Below are 23,399 nucleotides of genomic sequence, written 5' to 3'. Positions count from 1 at the left end.
TGTTACCCCCCGGTCATATTCATGAACCGCACCACCTGTACGTCATCGTTGAGTTGGAAGTCATGCCGCCAAGGCTTCAGCCGCATAGCCTCGACGATGGCCTTTTCCAGCTTTTGCGGCTGCCCCGGGTGGGCGCGCAGCACGGCTTTGAGGTCCGCCGAATGCTCATTGCCCAAGCACAGCAGCAGGCGCCCCTCGACGGTCAGCCGCACGCGGTTGCAGGTGGCGCAAAAGTTGTGGCTATGGGGTGAGATGAACCCCACGCGGATGTTCGGCGCTTCTGCCAGGCGCCAATAGCGCGACGGGCCCTGGGTGGACTCGGCCGACGCCAGCAGGGTGAAGCGCTCGGCGATCCGTTCGCGCACCTGGGCGCTGGAGCAAAACGTCTCGGCGCGGCTGTGCTCGCTGATCGCCCCCAGGGGCATCTCTTCGATAAAACTGATGTCCAGCTCGCGGTCGATGGCGAACTGCACCAGGTCGAGGATTTCGTCGTCGTTGCGGCCCTTCATCACCACACAATTGAGCTTGGTGTGTGTGAAGCCCGCGCGGCGGGCGGCGTCGATGCCAGCGATCACGGTGACCAAGTCGCCGGTGCGAGTGAGCTCGCGAAAGCGCGCGGGGTTGAGGCTGTCGAGGCTGATGTTCAAGCGCTTGAGCCCAGCGTCGAACAGTGGCGCGGCCAGCTTGCCCAACTGCGAGCCGTTGCTGGTCATGCACAGCTCTTGCAGGCCCGGTAGCGCGGCAATGTTGCGGCACAACTCGACCACACCCTTGCGCACCAATGGCTCGCCACCGGTCAGGCGGATTTTACGTGTGCCCAGGGCGACGAACGCTCGGGCCATTTCGTGGATTTCTTCGAGGGTTAGCACACGCTGGCGCGGCAGGAACTGCATGGTTTCGGCCATGCAGTACACGCAGCGGAAATCACAGCGGTCGGTGACCGAAATCCGCAGATAATCGACCTTGCGGGCGAAACTGTCGGCCAGCGGTGGGTGCAGCATTCAGGCCTCGCTTCGTTGGGGGTTGGCCAGCGCGGTGGAAGGGGCAACGTAAGATACAGAGTACGCCAGCCCAACGAAAACGGCACCCCCGACAGCGTTACCGAGAAATACCGGTACCAGGTTGGTCAAGCAAGTAGTCCAGTCCAGGGCACCGGCAAAAATGGCCGCCGGCAGAATGAACATGTTCGCCACCACGTGCTGGAAGCCAATGGCGACGAAGGCCATGACCGGGAACCACATACCGAGGATTTTGCCCGGCACATCCTTGCTGGCATACGACAACCATACCGCCAGGCATACCAGCCAGTTGCAACCGATGCCAGAGATGAACGCATGGAGGAAGTCTGCACTGGCCTTAGCCTTGGCGATCGCCAGGGTCTTGGCCAGGAACGGCCCTTCGGTAAGCCCCAGCATGTGGCCGAAGAAATACGCGATGAACAACGCACCCAGCAGGTTGGCCAAGGTGACCCAGCCCCAATTGCGCAGCACTGCGCCCAGCCCGGCACGGCGAGAAAACAACGCCATCGGCAAGGTCATCATGTTACCGGTCAGTAGCTCACCGCCGCCCAATACCACCAGGATCAGCCCCAGCGGAAACACCGCAGCACCCAGCAGGTTGCCGAACGATGCCCAATCGGCGGGGATCATGGTACTGACATGCAGGTCGAGCAAAAAACCCATGGCAATGAACGCGCCGGCCAAAAAGCCCAGCGTGAGGAGGGTGCGGGTGGGCAGGTGGGCTTTCTTCGCGCCGGTTTCGATGGCGAGTTCGGCGATTTGCTGGGGGGTATTCAGCGACATGGGGCACTCGGGGTTCGTGGGTAACAGGTCACTGTCGGCCTTATGGCGTTTCGGGCGAGCGTCCTGCTACGTGAACCTGGCGGGGTGGCCAACCTGCGACAATTAGCAGCGTTGACCTGGTACAACGGTACTGGCGCGGTGCCTTGCCGTCTAATCGCTTGTTCCGATGGGGCGATTGACCTCATCTATCGGCTGCCCGGCATGGGGCCGCCAGCCGGATGGTAGCGCGTCTTTGGGCGTTGCTGCCGGCGCAGGTCATGGCTACCCCATCGCCTTTATCTGTGCTAGCGCCTCAGCCAGCGGTAACGGGCGTTTGAGCCGTTCGGCCAGCCACGCACAGGCCGCTTCTCGCTCGCAAGCCACCGCCGCCTTGACCTCGCCTCGCTGGCACAGCAACTGGATGAAATTCAATGCCTGCAGGTCGCCCATGCGGTGTTCGCTGTCCCAGTCGTGGGCATTGCCTACGTAATCGAGGCGCTTGCCGAAGTGGTACGTCCAAAAAAACGGCACACCTTCGTAAGCCTGCTGTGCACCGAGCATGTTGGCCGCCGCCAACCGGCCATGTTGCTCGGCCAGCCGCCAATGCTCGATGCGGGTAGCTTCGCCGGCCAACGGAAAACGCGCGATGTCCCCGGCCGCCCACAGCCCTTCGCTGGCTTGCAAACCGGCATCGACGATGACCGCGCCGTCTTCACCCAGCCAGCGCCCATCGAGCATGGCTGTTGCCGGCGCGACACCGGCTGCCACCAGCACCGCTTCGGCCGGCAGTTGTTCGCCGTTGTCGAGCATCACCGTGTGAACCTGGGTTTGGCCTTCGAATGCCTGCACGCCAGCCACATGGAACACCACCCCATGGGCTTCGTGCAATTGCCGCAGGCGCCGCCCCACCGCCTCGCCGAACTGGGCGGCAAACGGTGTTGGGTGGCGCCCGGCGACGCTCACCGCCATGCCTCGCTCACGTAGCGCGCTGGCCGCTTCCAGGCCAATGAAACCCTCGCCAACGATCACCACCCGGGTGCCAGCCTGGGTGTGTGTCATGAATTGGCGGGCGTCTTCGCGCGAGCGCAAGGCATGGATGTTCGCCAGTGCTTCGCCTTCCACACCCAAGCGCTGAGGTACGCCCCCGGTGGCCAGGAGCACGGCATGGTAAGGCAGGGTGGTGCCGTCAGACAGTTCGAGGCGACGTGCCGGGTGGTCGATGCGCACCACCCCAGCCTGGATCCGCTCGATGCGTTGGCTGTCATAGAAGCCGGTGTCACGCAGCGGCGAGGTGTCTTCGGCGGCCATTTGCCCGGCGAGCACGAATTTGCTCAGCGCCGTGCGGTCGTAGCCAGGTTCGAACTGTTCGTCGACCAGCAGAATGCGCCCGCCGAAACCGTATTCGCGCAGGGCCGCAGCGGCGGCTGTACCCGCTGCGCCACCGCCGATAATGGCGAACGTGCGCCGGTCGCCGGCGGCGGTTGATCGCTGCGCAGGCTCCAGGGGCCTATCGTCGACCAGCACACGGTCGCCATCGAGCCACACCGGGTAGCGTTTGAGCCCATCGAGCGCTGGCGGCTCGCATAGGCGCCCATCGACCAGATCGAACACGGCTTTGTGCCAGGGGCAGACCAACTTGCCCTCACAAACGGCGCCGTCGGCCAGTGGTGCGCCGGCATGGGGGCAATGGGCCTGGTAGGCATCTACCCGGCTGCCATTGCGAACCAGCAGCCATTGGTGATCTTGCGCTTGGGCGTGCCACCCTTGGCCTTCGGGTAGTTCAGGCAAGTGAGCAACGGCGTGCAGCGTCATGGGCGCCTCCTGTGCGATCAATATTCACAGGTTTCGGAGGGCAGCGGCCCGCAGGGGTTCAGCGAACTTGCCCGGCGGTTGCCGGCATGGTGGCGGGGGGCGATTCGTGGTTAACTCGGTGCTCTTTTACACCCCTTACAGAAGGACTGTTTCGATGGCTCAAGTGACACAAGGCGGCAACCCGATCGAGGTCAAAGGCCAGTTCCCGCAAACAGGCGCCAAGGCCCCAGCCTTTAGCCTGGTGGGTGGCGACCTCGCCGACAAAACGCTGGCTGATTACGCTGGCAAGCGCAAGGTGCTCAATATTTTCCCGAGCATCGACACGCCGACCTGCGCCACCTCGGTGCGCAAATTCAATGCCCAGGCCAATGAGGTGGCCAACACGGTGGTGCTGTGCATCTCCGCCGACCTGCCTTTTGCGCAAAAGCGCTTTTGCGGGGCCGAGGGCCTTGAAAACGTGGTAAACCTGTCGACCCTACGCGGCCGTGAATTCCACGAAAATTACGGGGTGGCGATCGCCACCGGCCCGCTCAGTGGGCTGACCGCGCGTGCGGTGGTAGTCCTCGACGAGCACGATACCGTTCTGCACGCCGAGTTGGTATCGGATATCAAACACGAGCCGGACTACGCCGCCGCCCTGGCGGTATTGAAGTAGTTGTAACCTCTTGCAAACAAAAAAAGCTTAGTGGGGTGTGTCAGAAGTTCGCACGAGCATTGCCGCGAACGTTGCTGTCGGGCAAGGCGCCGTGATGAGCCATAGCAGGGCTATGGGAGAAGCGGCAACGCTGCCCGGCGGCAAAAGGCACCGTCAAAATGGTGCAGCCAGCTTCTGAAACTCCACACTAGCGGGTGGCGCGGCTACCGGAGCGGGCCCTGGCCTGGCCGCCGGGCCGATGGTTGGCGTGCCACCCCCGCATTTGCGCGTTGCCATTGCCCTGTCAAAAAAAGCCCATTGTTTCAGTTCACCCCCAGTCAATACGTAAATGAGGGGTAAAGGCACTTTGCTAAAACCGCACTTGTGCTTATCGTTCAGCCTCCTGAAAGGAAGCTGATACAACAAGGGCCTTCTCCTCCATGCAATCGTCTGGTTCCCGTCGTACTCGCCGCTGGCTGCTTGGCCTGTTGGTGCTCTTGGTTGTCGCGGTCGCCGCCTGGTGGTATTGGCACCACCGCGGCGCGAGTGGCGCGCCCGCCGGCACTGACCATGCGCCCAGCCACACCCGCCGTAGCGGCGGCAACCCGATGCGCCCGGGGTTCGGCGCTGCCGAAGGGCCCACGCCAGTGCGCGTGGCCAGCGTGGCGCTGGGCGATTTTCCTGTGTACTACAAGGCGCTGGGCACCGTCACCGCGCTGAACACGGTGAACGTGCGTACGCGGGTGGCGGGCGAACTGGTTAAAGTGGCGTTTCGCGAAGGGCAGTTGGTCAAGGCCGGGGACCTCCTGGCACAAATCGACCCGCGCAGCTACCGCATCGCCCTGCAGCAGGCCGAAGGCACGTTCGCGCAGAACCAAGCGTTGCTCAAGAACGCCCAGCTCGACCTTAAGCGTTACCAAGACCTGTTCGCCCAGGACAGCATTGCCCGGCAAACGCTCGATACCCAGCAGTCGCTGGTGGCCCAGTACGAAGGCACCCTCAAGACCAATCAGGCGGCGATCAACGACGCGCAGTTGAACCTGGCGTTCACCGACATCCGCTCGCCCATCTCCGGGCGTGTGGGTTTGCGACAGCTCGATGTGGGCAACCTGCTCGCGGCCAACGATAGCACTGCGGTGGCGGTGGTCACCCAACTGCAGCCGATCAGCGTGACCTTCACCCTGCCCGAAACCCAACTGGACCCCGTATTGGAGCGCTACCGTAACGGTGCACGGCTGGCGGTCGAAGCCTGGGACCGTGGCGACAGCAAGCTGCAAGCCAGCGGTGTGCTGCAAAGCCCCGACAACCAAATCGACATCACCACTGGCACGCTGAAGTTCAAGGCTGCGTTCGAGAACAGGGACGAAGCCCTGTTCCCCAACCAGTTCGTAAACGTGCGTTTGCTGGTCAACACGCTCAAGCAGGTGGTGCTGGCACCCACGGCGGCCATCCAGTATGGCAACGACGGCTCGTTCGTTTACGTGATGGACGGCGCCGACACGGTGCGCGTGCGCCAGCTTAAGCTGGGGCCGAGCGATGGCAGCTCCACGGTGATCGAACAGGGCCTGGCCCAGGGCGACCGGGTCGTGCTCGAGGGCACTGATCGGCTGCGTGACGGCAGCCAGGTGCAGGTGGTCAGCGACCCTGAACAAACGGTGCCAAGCACCCCCGGCGAGCACTTGCAAGGCCAGCCCGCGCCCTCGACGGCTGGCAAGCACGCGAGCAAGCCCGCGGCATGAACATCTCCCGGCTGTTCATCCTGCGCCCGGTCGCCACCACGCTGACCATGCTGGCGATTGTGCTCGCCGGCTTGATCGGCTACAAGCTGATGCCGGTGTCGGCGTTGCCGCAGGTGGATTACCCGACCATCCGGGTAATGACGCTCTACCCCGGGGCCAGCCCCCAGGTGATGACCAGCGCGGTGACCGCGCCGCTGGAACGCCAGTTCGGGCAAATGCCTGGGCTGGACCAAATGGCCTCGACCAGCTCCGGCGGCGCCTCGGTGATCACCCTGCGCTTTAGCCTGGCGCTGTCGATGGACGTGGCCGAGCAGGAAGTACAAGCCGCCATCAACGCTGCGAATAACCTGCTGCCCAGCGACTTGCCGGCGCCGCCGGTATATAACAAGGTCAACCCGGCGGACACCCCCGTGGTGACCATTGCCATCAGTTCCAAAACCCTGCCACTGCCCAAGCTCAACGACCTGGTCGAGACGCGCATGGCCCAGAAACTCTCGCAGATCGGCGGGGTAGGGATGGTAACGCTGGCCGGCGGCCAGCGCCAGGCGGTGCGGATCAAGGTCAACCCCCAGGCCTTAGCGGCCAACGGCCTGAACCTGGCCGATGTGCGCACGCTGATCGGCAACTCCAATGTGAACCAGCCCAAGGGCAATTTCGATGGCCCCACGCGGGTGTCGATGCTCGACGCCAACGACCAACTGCGCTCGCCACAGGACTACGCCAACCTGATCTTGGCCTACCAGAACGGCGCGCCGCTGCGCCTCAAGGACGTGGCGCAGATCGTAGACGGCGCTGAAAACGACCGCTTGGCGGCCTGGGCCAATCGCCAACAGGCGGTATTGGTGAACATCCAGCGCCAGCCGGGCGCCAACGTGATCGAGGTGGTGGACCGGATCAGGCAAGCGCTGCCTGCGCTGACCGCCAACCTGCCGGCAGGGCTGAACGTGGCCGTGCTGGCCGACCGCACCCAGACCATCCGCGCCTCCGTGCATGATGTACAGATAGAACTGCTGTTCTCCATCGTGCTGGTGGTATTGGTGACCTTCCTGTTCCTGCGCCGGGCCAGCGCGACGCTCATCCCGTCGATCGCGGTGCCGCTGTCGTTGATCGGCACCTTTGCGGTGATGTACCTGGCAGGCTTTTCGATCAACAACCTCACCTTGATGGCGATGACCATCGCCACCGGCTTCGTGGTGGATGATGCCATCGTGATGCTGGAGAACATCGCCCGGCACATTGAAGAAGGTGAAACACCGTTGCAGGCCGCGCTCAAAGGCGCCCAGCAAATCGGTTTCACCCTGGTGTCGCTGACGTTCTCGTTGATTGCCGTGTTGATCCCGCTGTTGTTCATGGCCGATGTCGTCGGCCGGTTGTTTCGGGAATTTGCCATTACCCTGGCGGTGGCCATTCTGATTTCGTTGGTGGTTTCGCTGACGCTCACGCCGATGATGTGCGCGCGGCTGCTCAAGCGCGAGCCCGCGCCCGAACAGCAAGGGCGTTTCTATCGTGCCAGCGGTGCTTGGCTCGACTGGCTGGTGGCGCGGTACGACCGGGCACTGGGTTGGGTGCTCGAACATCAGCCGCTGACCCTGCTGGTGGCGTTGGCGACCCTGGCGTTGACCGTGGTGCTGTACCTGCTGGTGCCCAAGGGGTTTTTTCCGGTGCAAGATACCGGTTTCATCCAGGGTATCTCCGAGGGGCCGCAGGCTATTTCGTTCAAGGCTATGGCGCAACGCCAGCAGCAACTGGGCGAGATTATCCTGCGTGACCCGGCGGTTGAGAGTTTGTCGTCCTACATTGGCGTCGACGGCGATAACGCCACCCTCAACAGCGGGCGCCTGCAGATCAACCTCAAGCCGCGCGAGCAACGCGACGCAAGCGCCAGCGAAGTGATCGCGCGCCTGCAGCCGCAGGTCGATCAGTTGGTGGGCATGCGCCTGTTCATGCAACCGGTGCAAGACCTTACCATCGAAGACCGGGTGAGCCGTACCCAGTACCAGTTCAGCTTGTCGTCGCCAGATGCGCCACTGCTCAGCGAGTGGAGCGGCAAGCTGGTGGATGCCCTGCGCCAGCGCCCGGAACTGCGCGATGTGGCCAGCGACCTGCAAGAAAAAGGGCTGCAGGTGTACCTGGACATCGACCGCGACAGCGCCAAGCGCTTGGGGGTGAATGTTTCAGACATTACCAACGCGCTGTACGACGCCTTCGGCCAGCGGCAGATCTCAACCATTTATACCCAGGCCAGCCAATACCGCGTGGTGCTACAGGCGGCCGATGGCGGTAGCCTCGGCCCCGAGGCGCTGGACCAGCTTTACGTGAAGGCGGCGACCAGCAACAGCAGCGTCGGCACCAATACCACGGGCAGCGGCAACGTCAACAACACCGCCAATGGCGCCAACAGCACCGGCACCACGCTGGCCAGCAGCGAAGGTGGCGGGCAAGTGCGGTTGTCTAGCCTGGCGCGCATCGAGCAGCGCCAGGCGCAACTGGCGATTGCCCATATTGGCCAGTTCCCGGCGGTGATGATGTCGTTCAACCTGGCACCGGGTGTATCCCTGGGCGAGGCGGTGAAGGTCATCGAGCAAACCCAGCAGCGCATCGGTATGCCGATTGGCGTGCAAACGCAATTTCAAGGCGCAGCCGAAGCCTTCCAAGCGTCGCTGTCCAGTACCTTGCTGTTGATCCTGGCTGCGGTGGTGACCATGTACATCGTGCTGGGGGTGCTGTACGAGAGCTATATTCACCCGGTCACGATCCTTTCGACGCTGCCGTCGGCCGCGGTGGGCGCATTGCTGGCGCTGCTGTTGTCGGGCAACGACCTGGGGATGATCGGCATCATCGGCATCATCCTGCTGATCGGCATCGTCAAGAAGAACGCCATCATGATGATCGATTTCGCCCTGGAGGCCGAGCGCAGCCGTGGCGTCACCCCCTCGCTGGCGATTCGCGAGGCGGCGCTGCTGCGCTTTCGGCCAATATTAATGACCACCTTGGCGGCGTTGTTCGGGGCCCTGCCATTGATGTTCGCCACTGGCTCCGGCGCGGAGCTTCGCCAGCCACTGGGCCTAGTGATGGTGGGCGGGCTGGCGGTGAGCCAGGTGCTGACATTGTTCACCACCCCGGTGGTCTATCTGTACTTTGACCGGCTGTCGCGGCATTTGCGCCGGCGCCGTTCAGCCGAGCAAACGCAATGAACGGCAAGCGGATCCTGACCGGGTTATCAATGGCCATACGAACCCGGCCGGCTTGCCACTTGCCGCGCGCCACAGGGTGTACCGCGCGATGAACCTCTCTGGCCCGTTCATCCGCCGCCCGGTCGCCACGCTGTTGCTGAGCCTGGCGGTAATGCTGCTTGGCGCGGTAAGTTTTGGCCTGCTGCCGGTGGCGCCGCTGCCGCAGATGGACTTCCCGGTCATCGTGGTCAGCGCCAACCTGGCCGGGGCCAGCCCTGAGGTGATGGCTTCTACCGTGGCGACGCCATTGGAGCGTTCGTTCGGCAGCATTGCCGGGGTCACCAGCATGAACAGCCGCTCCAGCCAAGGTTCGACGCGGGTGATTTTGCAGTTCGAGCAGGGCCGCGACATCGATGGTGCGGCGCGTGACGTACAGGCGGCGATCAATGCCTCGCGGTCGTTGCTGCCCAGTGGCATGAAGTCGCTGCCGACCTATAAGAAAATCAACCCGTCACAGGCGCCGATCATGGTTCTGGCCCTGACCAGCACGGTGTTGCAGAAGGGCCAGTTGTACGACCTGGCGTCGACCATTCTGTCGCAAACTTTGTCACAGGTGAACGGCGTGGGCGAGGTGCAGATCGGCGGCAGTTCTTTGCCGGCTGTGCGCGTCGAGCTGGAGCCACGCTTGCTCGACCAATACGGCATTGCCCTGGACGACGTGCGCACCGCTATCACCACCGCCAACGTGCGCCGGCCCAAAGGCTTTGTGGAGGATGCCCAGCGCAGTTGGCACGTGCAGGCCAGCGACCAACTTGAAAAAGCCGAAGACTACCGGCCGCTGATCATCCGCGCCCACAATGGCGCGGTGGTGCGGCTGGCCGACGTCGCCAAGGTTAGCGATGCGGTGGAAGACCGTTACAACAGCGGCTTTTTCAACCGCGAGGATGCCGTGCTGCTGGTGATCAACCGCCAGACAGGGGCCAACATCATCGAAACCACCCGTAGCATCCGTGACCAGTTACCGGCGCTGGAATCGTTGATGCCGGCCAGCGTTAAACTCACCGTGGCGATGGACCGTACTTCGGTGATCAAAGCCACCCTGCACGAAGCGGAATTGACCCTGCTGATCGCCGTGATACTGGTGGTGCTGGTGGTGTATCTGTTCCTAGGCAGCGCACGGGCATCGTTGATCCCCACCTTGGCCGTGCCGGTGTCGTTGATCGGTACCTTTGCCATCATGTATTTGTACGGCTTCTCGCTAAACAACCTGTCGCTGATGGCGTTGATCCTGGCCACCGGGCTGGTGGTGGACGACGCCATCGTGGTGCTGGAAAACATCGCCCGGCATATCGACGACGGTATGCCGCCGTTACAGGCGGCCTACCAGGGCGCTCGTGAAGTGGGCTTTACGCTGCTGGCAATGAATGCATCGTTGGTGGCGGTGTTCCTCTCGATCCTGTTCATGGGCGGCATCGTGTCCAACCTGTTTCGGGAGTTTTCCATCACGTTGGCCGCCGCCATCCTGGTGTCGCTGCTGGTATCGCTGACATTGACCCCCATGCTATGCGCGCGTTGGCTCAAACCCCACGACCCGGCCCGGCGTACACGGCTACAAATGCTGAGCGACCGCGCCAATGCACGGATGGTGGCCGCCTATGACCGCACCCTGGGGTGGGTGCTCGCGCACCCGCGCCTGATCTTGCTGACGCTGCTGATCACCATCGGCGTGAACATCGCCCTGTACGTGGTTGTGCCCAAGACCTTCATGCCGCAGCAGGACACTGGCCAGCTGATGGGTTTTATCCGCGGCGATGACGGCTTGTCCTTCAGCGTGATGCAGCCAAAGATGCGCCAGTACCGTGATGCGATTCTCGCCGACCCGGCGGTGGCAAGCGTCGCCGCCACGCTGGGGGGCAATAACGGCACCAGCAACGCCACCGTGCTGGTGCGGCTCAAGCCGCTCAAGCAGCGCAAGGTGTCCGCGCAACAGGTGATCGCGCGGCTGAACAAGAACATGCCGAACGTACCCGGTGGGCGCATGTTCCTCTACGCCGACCAAGACTTGCAATTCGGGGGGGCGCGCGACAACAGCGCTTCGCAATACCAATACACGGTGCAAAGCGACGACCTGGCGACGCTGCGCACGTGGTTCCCAAAGGTGTTGCGGGCGTTCCACGGCATCAAGGCGATCACCTCGATCGACGCTCGGGAAGGGCGCGGCACGGCGCAGGTCACCCTGGAAGTGGACCGCGACCAGGCCAAGCGGTTGGGCATCGACATGAGCACGGTGATGGCAGTGCTCAACAATGCCTACAGCCAACGCCAGGTGTCGACCATCTACGACCCCTTGAACCAATACCAGGTGGTGATGGAGATCAACCCCCAGTACGCCTGGGACCCGGTTACCCTGGAGCAGGTCCACGTGATTACCGCCAGCGGCGCCAGGGTGCCTCTGTCGACGATCGCCCGCTACCGCAACAGCCTGGCCGACGAGCGAGTAAACCACGAAGGGCAATTTGCTTCGGAGACCATTTCTTTCGACGTGGCTGAAGGCTTCACAGTGGAGCAAGCCACCACGGCGGTGGAGCAGGAATTGGCCCGCCTGGGCCTGCCGGACGGGTTGATCGTGAAGGTGGGCGGCAACGCCAACGCCTTTCTTGAAGCGCAAAAGGGCCAGCCCTGGATGATCCTCGGTGCCTTGGTGCTGGTGTACCTGGTGCTGGGTATCCTGTACGAGAGTTACATCCACCCATTGACCATTCTCTCCACCTTGCCGTCGGCCGGGGTGGGCGCGTTGCTGGCGATTTACCTCACCGGCGGGGCGTTCAGCCTGATTTCCTTGCTGGGGCTGTTCTTGCTGATCGGCGTGGTCAAAAAAAATGCCATCATGATGATCGACCTTGCCTTGCAACTGGAGCGCGAGCAGCACATGGCCCCGCTGGAATCGATACGCCGGGCTTGCCTGTTGCGCCTGCGGCCGATTCTGATGACCACCGTGGCCGCGATCCTTGGCGCCTTGCCGTTGCTGATCAGCCGCGGTGATGGCGCCGAGATGCGCACCCCGTTGGGCGTGGCGATCATCGGCGGGCTGGTGCTCAGCCAATTGCTCACGCTTTACACCACCCCGGTGGTTTACCTTTCCCTGGACCGCGCACGCCATCGCTTCAATCGCTGGCGCGGCGTACGCACCGACGCTGCCCTGGACACACCGTTATGATTCGCGCTTCTCGTTCACGCCTGGCCCCCCTTGCTGTTGCCCTGGGTTGTGGCTTGCTCGCTGCCTGCGCGGTAGGCCCGGACTACCAGCGGCCGAGCATGGCAACGCCTGCACAGTTCAAGCAGGCCGAAGGCTGGTCCGCCGCCACGCCGGCCGATACCCGGAGCAAGGGCGACTGGTGGACGTCGTATGGAGACCCACAGCTCGACGCCTTGGTCGATGAACTGAACCGCTCGAACCAGACCGTGGCGCAATACGAGGCGCAGTACCGCCAGGCCCTGGCGCTGGTGCGCAGCAGCCGAGGCGCGCTGTTCCCCAGCGTGGATTTCTCAGCCAGCAAAAACCGCGCTGCGCAAGGCTCCGGCAGCAGTGGTTCGAGCCTGAGTTCGGCAAGCAGCGGCATCCGTGACACCTATAACACGCAATTGGGCGTAAGTTGGGAACTCGACCTGTGGGGCCGGCTGCGCCGCACCTTGGAAGCCAACCAGGGCAGCGCCCAGGCGAGCCTTGCCGATTGGGCCAACATGCGCCTGTCGTTGCAGTCGCAGTTAGTGCAAAACTACCTGCAACTGCGGGTGCTGGACGAGCAAAAACGCTTGCTGCAGGCTACTGTCGATACCTACCAGCGCTCGCTCACGCTGACCCAGAACCAATACCGTGCGGGGGTTTCCGGCCCGGATGCGGTGGCGCAGGCGCAAACCCAGCTTAAAAGTACCCAGGCCGATTTGATCGACCTTACCTGGCAGCGCGCGCAGTTCGAAAACGCCATTGCTGTATTGATGGGCAAGGCGCCGGCCGACTTCAGCCTGGCCGAAAGCCAAGCCATCCCCGGTTTGCCGAGCATCCCGGTGGGTTTGCCCTCGCAGTTGTTGGAGCGCCGCCCAGACATCGCCGCGGCCGAGCGCTCTGTGATGGCCGCCAACGCTGGCATTGGCGTGGCCAAGGCGGCGTACTTTCCAGACCTTTCGCTGAGCATGAGCGGCGGCTACAGCTCCAGCAGCTTCGCCAATTGGGTCAGCTTGCCGAACCGTTACTGGTCGGTGGGGCCGAGCTTGGCCATGACCCTGTTCGATGCCGGCCAACGCAGCGCCGAGGTGCAGCGCAACGTGGCCGTTTACGACCAGACCGTGGCCCAGTATCGGCAAACGGTGCTCGATGGCCTGCGCGAAGTGGAAGACTACCTGGCCCAACTCAAGACCTACCAAGACGAAGCCGTGGTGCGCGAGCAGGCCTTGGCCGCGGCCCGCGAGTCGTTGCGCCTGACCACCAACCAGTACCGCGCCGGGCTGATCGGCTACCTCGATGTGGTCACCACCCAAGCCACGGCGCTGTCGAACGAGCGCAGCGCGTTGAACGTGCTGCAGGGCCGTTTGGTGGCGAGCGTGAACCTGATCGTGGCGCTGGGGGGCGGTTGGCAAGCACCACCGGCGGAGTGAGGCCAACTAGGCCATTGGTGGGAGGGGCCGGCCGGTTGCCTGCCACATGTGCGGCCCACTTGCGCAAAACCGCACTAGACTTGGTGTTGTTACCCCTTTGAGGAAGCAACGACCATGCGCATTGTCAAAGCCCTGCTGCTGCCCTTGTTGCTGATCATCACGCTGATCGGCCTGGATCGCGTTCATGCCGCATTGCCTAGCGCGGACGCGGTAGGCTGGCCCGGCGACGCCGGCTGACCGTTTGCGGTGGGTACTTCGCACTCATACTTTGCAATAGTTGGCCGATAGGAACACGCCGGAAAAACAGGACAATGCCGCACCTGTTCGCAAGGAATGCCCATGTATTTTGTTGTGCTCCTGGCATTGTGGCTGCTCAGCCCCTGGGCTTATGGTTTGGCGCTGCACACCTCGCAATGGCGGGTGGAGGTAGACCCGGCTACCCTGGGCATGGTCGCCCACCCGGCGGGCGGCGCCCCTTGGGTGCTGGCCGCACCGGGCGAGCCAGCCGCCGTGGGGGCGGTCGAGGATACCCCGGGTGAGGCTCGCTGGCGGCATCGCGACTTCGAGGTTCACGCCCGGTTGCAAGGCGCCGAGCTGGAGGTGACCTTCACCGCTACCGTACCCACCGAATTGACCTGGCCGCGTTTGCCGCCCAGCCGCCGCGGACTGCTATTGCCATTGAAAGAAGGCCATTACATCCGCGCCGATGACCGGGTTTGGCGCCAGGCGTTGACGCAGGAATACGCCCGGATCAATACCACGGAAGACTTGAGCCTACCGGCGTTCGGCCTGGAAGACGGCACGCACACGTTGAGTTGGCTGTTCACTACACCTTTCGACAATACGCTGGCCTTCGATGTGCAGCCGCAGGGCATAGGCCTGGCACTGACCCACCAGTTCACCGCGCTGGAGCCGCAGCGCCGCTACCAGGTGCGCATCGTGCTCGGCGAACAGGACCTGCTCGCACCCACCAAGGCGTGGCGCGCTTGGCTCAAGCAGCAGGGCCAGTTCGTGCCGCTGGCTGGCAAGCTTGCGGCGGTGAACGCGGGCGAGCGGTTGATCGGCGCCTCGCACCTGTACCTGTGGGGGGACGGCTGGCCGCAGGCGCTCGATGCGCTCCGCCAAGCGGGCCTGCCGCGCCTGTGGCTGGGCCTGCCACAGTGGGCTCAAGGCCTGGCCGCGCCCCAGGCGGTAGCCGCCGCCGTGCAGGCTGGCTACCTGATCGGCCCCTACGACTCTTACGACACCGCGCTGCCGCCGGTCAACCAACGGCCCACCTGGCTGACCGCCCAATTGGGTGAACACGCCTACCGCCGTTGCGCCATCGTGGGTGCCGATGGCCGCCGCCAGCCCGGTTTCGGTGGGGAAGGGGTGTACACCAACAGCCGCTGCGTGCTGCCGCAGTTGCAGGCACGGGTCACCCGGCTTCTGGCCGGCGCGCCGTTCAACAGTTGGTTCATCGACGTGGCCGCCACCGGTATGCTGTTCAACGATTTCGACCCGGCCAAGCCCACCAGCCAACGCCAGGACGCCATCAATCGCATGGCCAGCATGGCCTGGGTCAGCCAGGAAAAACACCTGGCAGTGGGCTCGGAGGTCGGCGGCGCGGTGGCCAATACGCCGGCCGCTTTTGCCCACGGCATGCAGACCTCCGGCTTCGGCTGGGGCGATGCGCAGATGCGCCAGGAACGCCGCTCCCGGTACTACCTCGGCCCCTGGTGGCCCGACGAGCAACCGGCCGTGTTCTTCAAGCCGGTAGCGCTCAAGGCCGAATATCAAGCGCTGTACTTCAACCCGGCGTCGCGGCTGCCTTTATTCCAGGCGGCCTACCACGACAGCCTGATCACTACCCACCACTGGACACTAGACACCCTCAAGTTCCCCGCGGTACGCGCCACCAGCGAATTGCTGGCGCAGCTGTACAACGTGCCGCCGCTGCTTAACCTAAGCGCCGCCACGGCAGCCAAACGGGTACCTTACCTGGCGGCGCTGGACGGCTTCTTCCGGCCCCTGCATCAGCGCCTGAACGATCAGGCATTGGTGGATTTCCGCTGGCTGGACGCCGTCGGGCAGGTGCAGCAAACCCGCTTCGCCGATGGCACCCGCCTGGTGGCCAATTTCGGCGAGCAGCCTTCGCTGGAGGGCGTGCCACCGCTCAGCGTAGTGGCGTATTTACCCGGTGGCGCCCGCTTGCGCTTCAGCTCACCCGGCATTTAGCACAGGTGGCCCAGCGGGCGGCCACCGCGGGCTTGTGCGGTTATGGCCGCCCCGAGTGCCGTATAATCGCGCAATGATCGATCATTGCCCACCGCATCGGCACGGTTTTCTGCTGACCCGCCATTGGCATGACAGCGAAGCCGGTTGCCACGTGCAGTGCTGGCTGGCGACCGATGCCGGCCCCTGCCACGTAACGCTACCCGCCCAGCCGCAGGTGGCCTTCGTGCCGGTCGCGCAATGGCCACGCGCGCAAGCCTTGCTGGCCGATGAGCCTGGTGTGCAATGGCGAGAACTGGCGCTCAAGGATTTTCGCCAGCGCCCAGTGGTGGGGCTCTATTGCGACCAGTACCGGCAGTTGCTGGCCATGGAAAAACGCCTGCGCCAGGGTGGTGTAGACGTTTACGAGGCCGACATCCGCCCGCCGGAGCGTTACCTGATGGAACGGTTCATCACCGCGGCCGTGCAGTTTACCGGCGAGGAAGGTGTGCCGGGGCATTTCGACCGGGCCCAATTGCGTGCAGCTGAAGCGTACCGGCCGCGCCTTCGCTGGGTGTCGCTGGATATCGAAACCAGCGAGCGTGGCGCGCTGTACAGCATCGGGCTGCACGGTTGTGGGCAACGGCAGGTGTTCATGCTTGGCGAGCCCCCGCCGGTGGCCGCCACGGTGGATTTCGACCTGGCCTATTGCCAAACCCCTGCGCAGCTGCTGCAGCGCCTGAACCAATGGTTCGCCGACTACGACCCCGACGTGCTGATTGGCTGGAACCTGGTGCAATTCGACCTGCGGGTGCTTCACGAACACGCCCAGCGCCTGGGGGTTGCGCTGCAACTGGGGCGCGATGGGGCCGCCATTCGCTGGCGCGAGCACCCTAATGGCCAGCACTACTTCGCCGAAATCGCCGGGCGCTGGGTAATCGACGGTATCGAAGCATTGCGTTCGGCCACCTGGAGCTTCAGTTCGTTCAGCCTGGAGCACGTCGCGCAGCAACTGCTGGGCGAGGGTAAAGCGGTTGCCACGCCTTACCAGCGTATGGACGAAATCAACCGGATGTTCGCCGAGGATAAACCGGCGCTGGCCACCTATAACCTCAAGGATTGCGAGCTGGTCACACGGATTTTCGAGCACACCGAATTGATGGCTTTTTTGCTTGAGCGGGCTGCGGTCACTGGCCTTGCCGCCGACCGCAGCGGTGGTTCGGTAGCGGCCTTCACCCATTTATACTTGCCACCGATGCACAGGCTCGGTTACGTGGCACCCAACCTGGGCGAGAAAATGCCCCAAGCCAGCCCTGGTGGCTTCGTAATGGATTCGCGCCCCGGGCTTTACGATTCGGTACTGGTGCTTGACTACAAAAGCCTGTACCCGTCGATTATTCGTACCTTTCTCATCGACCCGGTCGGTTTGATCGAAGGGCTGGCGGCGCCGGATGATGCGCACAGCGTGGCGGGCTTTCGCGACGCGTGGTTTTCCCGCACTCGCCATTGCTTGCCGGCGATCGTCGAGCGGGTATGGCAGGCCCGTGAAGCCGCCAAACAGGTAGGCAACGCGGCATTATCGCAGGCGCTGAAAATCATCATGAACGCGTTCTACGGTGTGTTGGGTTCCAGCGGTTGTCGTTTTTTCGACACGCGCCTGGCGTCTTCGATCACCTTGCGTGGGCACCAGATCATGGCGCAAACGCGGGCATGGCTCGAGGAACAAGGCCATCAGGTTATTTACGGCGACACCGACTCGACCTTCGTGTGGCTGGGTGCGGCCCACGACCATGAACAGGCTTGTGCGATCGGCCGCCAGTTGGCGGCCACGATCAATGCCCGTTGGCGCGAGCAGCTATGGGCCGGGCAGCAACTCACCAGCGCCTTGGAATTGCAGTTCGAAACCCATTACCAGCGGTTTTTGATGCCGACCATTCGGGGCACCGAAGAAGGCAGCAAGAAGCGCTATGCTGGCTGGGTCGGCGGCAGCGAACCCAGGCTGGTGTTCAAGGGCCTGGAAACCGTGCGCAGCGACTGGTCGCCGCTGGCCCAGCGGTTTCAGCAAGAGCTGTACCGGCGGGTGTTCCTCGGTGAGCCCTTCGACGACTACATTCGCGATTATGTGCGCCAGACGCTGGCCGGTGAGTTGGACGAGTGGCTGGTGCTGCGTAAACGGCTGCGCCGGCCGTTGGCCGACTACCAACGCAACGTGCCGCCACATGTGCGCGCGGCGCGGTTGGCCGATGAGCACAACGATCGCCTCGGCCGCCCCCGGCAGTACCAACGTGGCGGTTGGATCAGCTATGTGATTGCCACCCACGGCCCCGAGCCGCTTGAGGCGCGGCAGTCGCCGCTGGACTACGAGCACTACCTTAACCGCCAGCTACGGCCGGTGGCCGATGCCATCCTGCCGTTTCTAGGCCGGCGCTTCGACGAATTCATGGGTACTCAACTGGTGTGGTCTTTTTGAAGTAGCACAAGCACCGACGGCTGAGTGTTGTGGTTCGGTAAGGCGCGGGGTAGCAAAAGGCAGCGTTGAAATTGCGCAGCCACTGTCTCAAGCACCCTGCCGGGGCGACTCCAACGGGCCGTAGGGTTGCAGTTGGCTGAGCCTGCTTTGGCTGCGCATCAAGTCGATGGCCTTGGCCTGCAGGGCCTGGGCTAACGGGTATGCACTGATGAGGGTGAGGCGTTTGTCTTGGTCATAAAGCACATCGACCAAGTTGATAAAGCGTTGTTGCACGGCGACGGTGCAATCGTCGAGCAGCGGCAATTGGTCGATGGTCCAGTCATCGTAGGTGTCGCATAAGGCCAGGTAGTCCATCACCGCCGTGGCTTGCTCGAACAGCTCACTGAAGGTAAAGCGAACGAACCCTTGGCTCGCCGCCTGCACCCGCAACCGCCGTTGGCCCACCTGCAGCACCTGGCCCGGGCCGCTCGCCGGCACACCCAATGCCTGGCGCTGGGCGGCATCGCCTGGCCATACGTAGCGGCCCTGGGTGAATCGCTGGCCGCTGCCTACACTAGGCAGCGCGCGGTAATCCTGTTCGCCACCGACTTCCTGAACCTGCATGTCGCTGTTGATCAGGCGGATCACCGGCAAGAACCGTTCGTGGTACAGCGGGTTGGGCAGCAAACCCAGCGGTGGATAGTTGGATGTCACGATCAGCAGCACGCCACGCTCGAACAGCGCCTTGAACAAGCGCGTCATGAGCATGGCATCGCCGATATCATGCACATGGAACTCATCGAAGCACAGTAACCTGCAGCCCTGCAGCAGCTCGTTCAGGGTGGCGCCCAAGGCATCTCGGCTTTCGCGGTGGCGGAACATGCCCTGGTGCAATTGGTTGAAAAACACGTGGAAGTGCACCCGCCGCTTGGCCGCGATGGGTACGGCCTGAAAGAAGGTATCGAGCAACCAGCTTTTACCGCGGCCTACCTTGCCGTACAGGTACAGGCTTTGCGGCACACCGACCTTGCCCGCGACCGCCTCCAGCAAAGGGCCGGTGCGCCGGGCCAGGGCATCGATCACCTGCCATTGGCCGCTACTTAGGGTGTAGTGTTGCTGCGCGGCCTTGCGCTCGAAATGTACGATCATCGCCCGCCCCGGGCCATCGGCTGGCACGGGAGGCAATGGGGCAGGGCGAGTTTTGCCGCGCCATGGAAGCTTGAAGGGCACGTCGGGCGTCTCGTTCATCGGGGCCCACGATTATAGGCCGCAAACCGGGGGCAAACAGCGGCAACGCTTTGTGGCAGGGTATTTCAAAACGTTGGCTGCATAATGTTGGCGGTGCTGTTTGTTGCCGGGCGCCGTTGCCCCGCCTCACCATAGCCCTGCTATGGCCCGCAACGGCGCCTTGCCCGACGACGAAACGCCCACTAGTCGCACACGCGTCGTTGTTCACTGTTCGCAGCTTCCCTTAATACCGCCTCGGTCGCCTCCCAACCCAGGCAGCCGTCGGTGATCGACACCCCATAGCGCAAATTCGGGCCCACGGCTTGGCAGCCTTCGAACAGGTTGCTTTCGAGCATTATCCCGACCACGCTGCACTCGCCCTGGCGGCGCAGGGCCAACACTTCGCGCAACACCGCAGGCTGGCGCAGCGGGTCTTTGCCGCTGTTGGCGTGGCTGCAATCGACCACCATCCGCGGCAGTATGCCGGCTTTTTGCAGTTGCGCGCGGGCGGCTGCCACGCTGGCAGGGTCATAGTTCGGGCCCCGATGCCCACCGCGTAGCACCAGGTGGCCATCAGGGTTGCCCTGCGTGCAGACGATCGCCGGGTGACCATGGGCATCGAGGCCGAAATGGCGATGGCCGTGCGCGGCGCTACGGATCGCATCGCAGGCAACCCCCGTCGAGCCATCGGTGCCGTTCTTGAAGCCAACCGGCAAGGCCAGGCCGCTGGCCATTTCCCGGTGGATCTGCGATTCGGTGGTGCGCGCGCCTACCGCTGCCCAGGCCAGCAAGTCGTCGAAGTAGCCTGCGGCCATCGGTTGTAGCAGCTCCGTGGCCAGCGGCAGGCCGGTGGCGAGGATGCCCAACATCAACTCGCGAGACAGCGCAAGGCCGGTGAGCATGTCGTCGCTGCCGTCCAGGTGTGGGTCGTAGGCGAGGCCCTTCCAGCCCACGGTGGTGCGGGGTTTTTCCACATAGGCACGCATCACGATCAACAACTGGTCGGCCGTTTCCCGGGCCAAGGCGCTCAGGCGCTTGGCGTAGTCGAGGGCGGCTTGCGGGTCATGCAGCGAGCAGGGGCCGGCGATTACTAGCAGGCGTGGGTCATGGCCATGAAGGATGCCCCGAACGGCCTGGCGGTCAGCCTGAACCTGGACGGCGAGGCGGGTAGGCAGGGGCAATTGTTGCTTGAGGGCGTAAGCCGTGGGCAGGCGTTGGCCGCTGACGATACGGGGCTGTGCGGAGGGTGTGGCCGGGGCCAAGGTGGCCGTGTTGAGTGAAGCGTTCATTGGGGGTGTCCTTAATACCCCCGCTGCGGCTTAGCCGCGCAGGCGGGGTAATGATGATGTTCGGCACAAGGCCATGGAATAGGGTTCGCCATCGGTATGGGAGCACTCGGAGATGGCGCGCGGGCCCGAGCTCAGGGCGGTAAATCGCCAGGCATAGCGGCGGTAGTCGCGGTAGTAGGTGTGATACATGGTGATGCTCCTGTGCAGTGGGTTGAAAGGGCCAAAAAACAAAACCCCCGGTCGGGAGGCCGACCGGGGGTTTCGAGAAAAACTGTGGCGGCGACCCTGGAACTGGGCGCCTGCTCGGGGTTAGGCGCGCCAGTGGCTAAACCAGTACCCATAATAAAAATAAGCTGCAGCCGCGTGCGCGCGCGCAACTGCAACCGGCAAACGGCAGGCAGCGGCGTTGGGGTGGCGGGCGCGAAGGGTGTGCGACATGATAATGTCTCTTGACCAGTGGGGCCGAGCTTACTTCAGCCGCGGCGGCGCTGGCAATGGCCTTTTGCTTTTGGAGTGAACATGCCGACCGAAGTACAATGGTCGCCGGCAAGCGGGGTGGGCGACCTGGTATTCGCCAGGGGGCTGGCGCGCCGCACGATGGAGCCGTATTACACCCACCATGGCTTGATGTGGCGGGACGAAGACTTCGATGCCGGCTGGCACTGCGAGAAAACTACGGCTTATATGTGGCTGGCCAACAGGTAGGGTTCCTTAGCCTCAGCGTTAGCCAAGATGGCCTCGCGCTCTATGTGCGTGAATTGCATTTGCTTGAGGGCGCCCGTGGCCGCGGCCATGGTGGTTGTATCCTCCGCGCCGTGTTTGCCGAGGCGCGCCGGCGGCACCTCGCGGCGGTACGCCTGACGGTGTTCAAGAACAACCCCGCCCAGCGCCTCTATGCCCGTTCGGGCTTTGCGACGGTAGGCGAGGAGGGGTGCTTCTGGCAAATGGAGTGCCCGGTCCCAGTGTGATACCTCGGAAGTTCGCATATGCATTGGCGCCTTATAGCGTTACCGGGCACGGCCGTGACGAGACACGTCATAGTTGGGCTGTAGCGCCGCGCCCGGCAACAACAAAAGCTACCGTCAAAATGCGGTGGTCAACTTCTGGGGCCCCACGCTAGGTTAATGGTGGTGAATCGAGGATAATGCCGTCTTTCATCCCCAACAGTACTGCGACCTTATGGGCTTCGCCGCGGCGGCCTTTTTTCCGCCCCGACAGCACCTGGTAGGTGGTGGCGGGGTCTACTCCATGTTCGCGGGCAAATTGCTGTACCGATTTGCCTTGGCGCTCCAACCAAGCTCTGGCTTGTGCGGCGGTCCGTATCCCGTGCATAGTTCAAATCCGTGTCGAGTGACTCATTTAAGTGTTAGGTATCACCTTTTTGAGGGTTCATAGTATGGATCACATATTCAAATGGAATCAATAGGTTTACGTCTTCGAAAAGAACGTGAGCGGTTGGCGATGACCCAGCGCCGATTTGGTGAAATCGGTGGGGTCGAACCGAACGCGCAGGGTAAATACGAAAGCGGCGAACGCTTTCCCAAGGCCGATTATCTGGAAGCGGTGGCCCAGGCGGGGGTGGATGTGCTGTACGTGTTGGCCGGCAAACGTACCCCGCAACCCTCGGACCAACTGGCCTCCGACGAAAACGGCTTGCTGGTGGACTACCGCGCCCTGGCGCCGGCCGACCAGGCCGTGGTGCTGCGGGTGGCGCAGGCGCTAAGGGCCAGTGGTAGCTAGGTTCGCGCCGGGATGTTTGTTAATGTAGCCATCCGATGGCAAATGCGTAACGAGAGGTGTCCGCTTGATTAAGGTCTTGGTGGTCGACGACCACGATCTGGTGCGCACCGGCATTACCCGCATGCTGGAGGACATCGACGGCTTCCAGGTGATCGGTGCGGCTCAATCGGGCGAACAGGCGCTGCAATGCGCCCGCGACCTAAGGCCCGACGTGATCCTGATGGACGTTAAAATGCCCGGTATCGGCGGCCTTGAAGCGACGCGTAAACTGCAGCGCAGTTTCCCCGAGATCAAGGTGGTGGTGGTCACGGTACACGAAGAAGACCCATTCCCGACCCGCCTGCTGCAAGCCGGTGCGGCCGGGTATCTCACCAAAGGCGCGGGGCTTGAAGAAATGGTCCAGGCGATTCGCCTGGTCTTTGCCGGGCAGCGTTACATCAGCCCGCAGATCGCCCAGCAAATGGCGCTCAAATCATTCCAGCCGCAAACCAGCGGCTCGCCGTTCGACCTGTTGTCCGAGCGTGAGATCCAGATCGCCCTGATGATCGTCGGCTGCCAAAAGGTGCAGCACATTTCCGACACCTTGTGCCTGTCGCCCAAAACGGTGAACACCTACCGTTACCGGATATTCGAGAAGCTTTCCATTACCAGCGACGTCGAGCTTGCCCTACTGGCCGTCCGCCACGGCATGGTCGACGCCACTTCTTGA

General features: G+C 63.2%; 19 protein-coding genes. 12 read left to right on the top strand and 7 right to left on the bottom strand.

The genetic code is table 11. The features are described 5' to 3' along the window. Positions 1-2: 2 nt before the first annotated feature. From moaA to HAQ05_RS19695, 3 genes are all read right to left on the bottom strand, one after another. Positions 3-1,001, bottom strand: coding sequence for a GTP 3',8-cyclase MoaA (gene moaA / locus HAQ05_RS19705; RefSeq protein ID WP_190423653.1), 999 nt, complete (start codon positions 999-1,001; stop codon positions 3-5). After that, complete coding sequence (locus HAQ05_RS19700; protein WP_190423651.1) at positions 1,002-1,802, bottom strand: formate/nitrite transporter family protein; 801 nt, start codon at positions 1,800-1,802, stop codon at positions 1,002-1,004. A gap of 261 nt (positions 1,803-2,063) precedes the next feature. Then, entirely contained in the window at positions 2,064-3,593 is a 1,530-nt protein-coding gene (locus HAQ05_RS19695; RefSeq protein ID WP_190423649.1) for an FAD-dependent oxidoreductase, read from the bottom strand. Positions 3,594-3,747: 154 nt separating this feature from the next. On the opposite strand from HAQ05_RS19695, the gene tpx reads away from it, so the two are divergent. From tpx to HAQ05_RS19660, 8 genes are all read left to right on the top strand, one after another. Beyond that, positions 3,748-4,248 carry a thiol peroxidase gene (gene tpx, locus HAQ05_RS19690; protein ID WP_190423647.1) on the top strand — a complete coding sequence of 167 codons (501 nt, stop codon included), beginning with the start codon at positions 3,748-3,750 and terminating at the stop codon, positions 4,246-4,248. Positions 4,249-4,667: 419 nt separating this feature from the next. After that, complete coding sequence (locus HAQ05_RS19685) at positions 4,668-5,966, top strand: MdtA/MuxA family multidrug efflux RND transporter periplasmic adaptor subunit (RefSeq protein WP_190423645.1); 1,299 nt, start codon at positions 4,668-4,670, stop codon at positions 5,964-5,966. Continuing rightward, on the top strand, positions 5,963-9,160 hold the full coding sequence (locus HAQ05_RS19680) for an efflux RND transporter permease subunit (RefSeq protein ID WP_190423643.1): 3,198 nt from the start codon (positions 5,963-5,965) through the stop codon (positions 9,158-9,160). The genes HAQ05_RS19685 and HAQ05_RS19680 overlap by 4 nt, the downstream gene beginning before the upstream one ends. Before the next feature lie 88 nt (positions 9,161-9,248). After that, positions 9,249-12,356: an efflux RND transporter permease subunit gene (locus HAQ05_RS19675; protein ID WP_190423641.1), complete on the top strand. Its 3,108-nt coding sequence runs from the start codon at positions 9,249-9,251 to the stop codon at positions 12,354-12,356. Then, entirely contained in the window at positions 12,353-13,792 is a 1,440-nt protein-coding gene (locus HAQ05_RS19670) for an efflux transporter outer membrane subunit (RefSeq protein WP_190423639.1), read from the top strand. The genes HAQ05_RS19675 and HAQ05_RS19670 overlap by 4 nt, the downstream gene beginning before the upstream one ends. A gap of 114 nt (positions 13,793-13,906) precedes the next feature. Next, entirely contained in the window at positions 13,907-14,029 is a 123-nt protein-coding gene (locus tag HAQ05_RS29090; RefSeq protein ID WP_274601991.1) for a hypothetical protein, read from the top strand. A gap of 102 nt (positions 14,030-14,131) precedes the next feature. Then, positions 14,132-16,009, top strand: a complete 1,878-nt coding sequence (locus HAQ05_RS19665) for a glycoside hydrolase (protein ID WP_190423637.1) — start codon at positions 14,132-14,134, stop codon at positions 16,007-16,009. Positions 16,010-16,082: 73 nt separating this feature from the next. Then, entirely contained in the window at positions 16,083-18,455 is a 2,373-nt protein-coding gene (locus tag HAQ05_RS19660) for a DNA polymerase II (protein WP_190423635.1), read from the top strand. Between the two features lie 87 nt (positions 18,456-18,542). On the opposite strand, the gene zapE is transcribed toward HAQ05_RS19660, so the two are convergent. From zapE to HAQ05_RS19645, 3 genes are all read right to left on the bottom strand, one after another. After that, complete coding sequence (gene zapE, locus HAQ05_RS19655) at positions 18,543-19,583, bottom strand: cell division protein ZapE (protein ID WP_190423633.1); 1,041 nt, start codon at positions 19,581-19,583, stop codon at positions 18,543-18,545. Between the two features lie 281 nt (positions 19,584-19,864). Next, positions 19,865-20,950, bottom strand: coding sequence for a 3-deoxy-7-phosphoheptulonate synthase (locus HAQ05_RS19650; protein ID WP_190423630.1), 1,086 nt, complete (start codon positions 20,948-20,950; stop codon positions 19,865-19,867). A 30-nt stretch (positions 20,951-20,980) separates the two neighbouring features. Further along, positions 20,981-21,139 (bottom strand): hypothetical protein, encoded by a 159-nt coding sequence (locus HAQ05_RS19645; RefSeq protein ID WP_190423629.1) that lies wholly within the window; start codon positions 21,137-21,139, stop codon positions 20,981-20,983. Positions 21,140-21,469: 330 nt separating this feature from the next. On the opposite strand from HAQ05_RS19645, the gene HAQ05_RS28770 reads away from it, so the two are divergent. After that, positions 21,470-21,655 carry a hypothetical protein gene (locus HAQ05_RS28770; RefSeq protein WP_238936551.1) on the top strand — a complete coding sequence of 62 codons (186 nt, stop codon included), beginning with the start codon at positions 21,470-21,472 and terminating at the stop codon, positions 21,653-21,655. Beyond that, positions 21,637-21,918: a GNAT family N-acetyltransferase gene (locus HAQ05_RS19640; protein WP_338050266.1), complete on the top strand. Its 282-nt coding sequence runs from the start codon at positions 21,637-21,639 to the stop codon at positions 21,916-21,918. The genes HAQ05_RS28770 and HAQ05_RS19640 overlap by 19 nt, the downstream gene beginning before the upstream one ends. Before the next feature lie 148 nt (positions 21,919-22,066). Here HAQ05_RS19640 and HAQ05_RS19635 read toward each other — a convergent pair whose 3' ends face one another. Beyond that, positions 22,067-22,282: a DNA-binding protein gene (locus HAQ05_RS19635; protein WP_190423627.1), complete on the bottom strand. Its 216-nt coding sequence runs from the start codon at positions 22,280-22,282 to the stop codon at positions 22,067-22,069. An 81-nt stretch (positions 22,283-22,363) separates the two neighbouring features. Here HAQ05_RS19635 and HAQ05_RS19630 point away from each other — a divergent pair, with 81 nt between their 5' ends. Beyond that, positions 22,364-22,690 carry a helix-turn-helix domain-containing protein gene (locus tag HAQ05_RS19630; RefSeq protein ID WP_190423625.1) on the top strand — a complete coding sequence of 109 codons (327 nt, stop codon included), beginning with the start codon at positions 22,364-22,366 and terminating at the stop codon, positions 22,688-22,690. Positions 22,691-22,754: 64 nt separating this feature from the next. Next, positions 22,755-23,399 carry a response regulator transcription factor GacA gene (gacA, locus tag HAQ05_RS19625; protein ID WP_190423623.1) on the top strand — a complete coding sequence of 215 codons (645 nt, stop codon included), beginning with the start codon at positions 22,755-22,757 and terminating at the stop codon, positions 23,397-23,399.

The organism is Pseudomonas typographi (assembly GCF_014694385.1).
GTDB lineage: Bacteria > Pseudomonadota > Gammaproteobacteria > Pseudomonadales > Pseudomonadaceae > Aquipseudomonas > Aquipseudomonas typographi.
The sequence above is the reverse complement of the archived record's forward strand: the minus strand, read 5'-3'. Positions and strand labels throughout refer to the sequence as shown.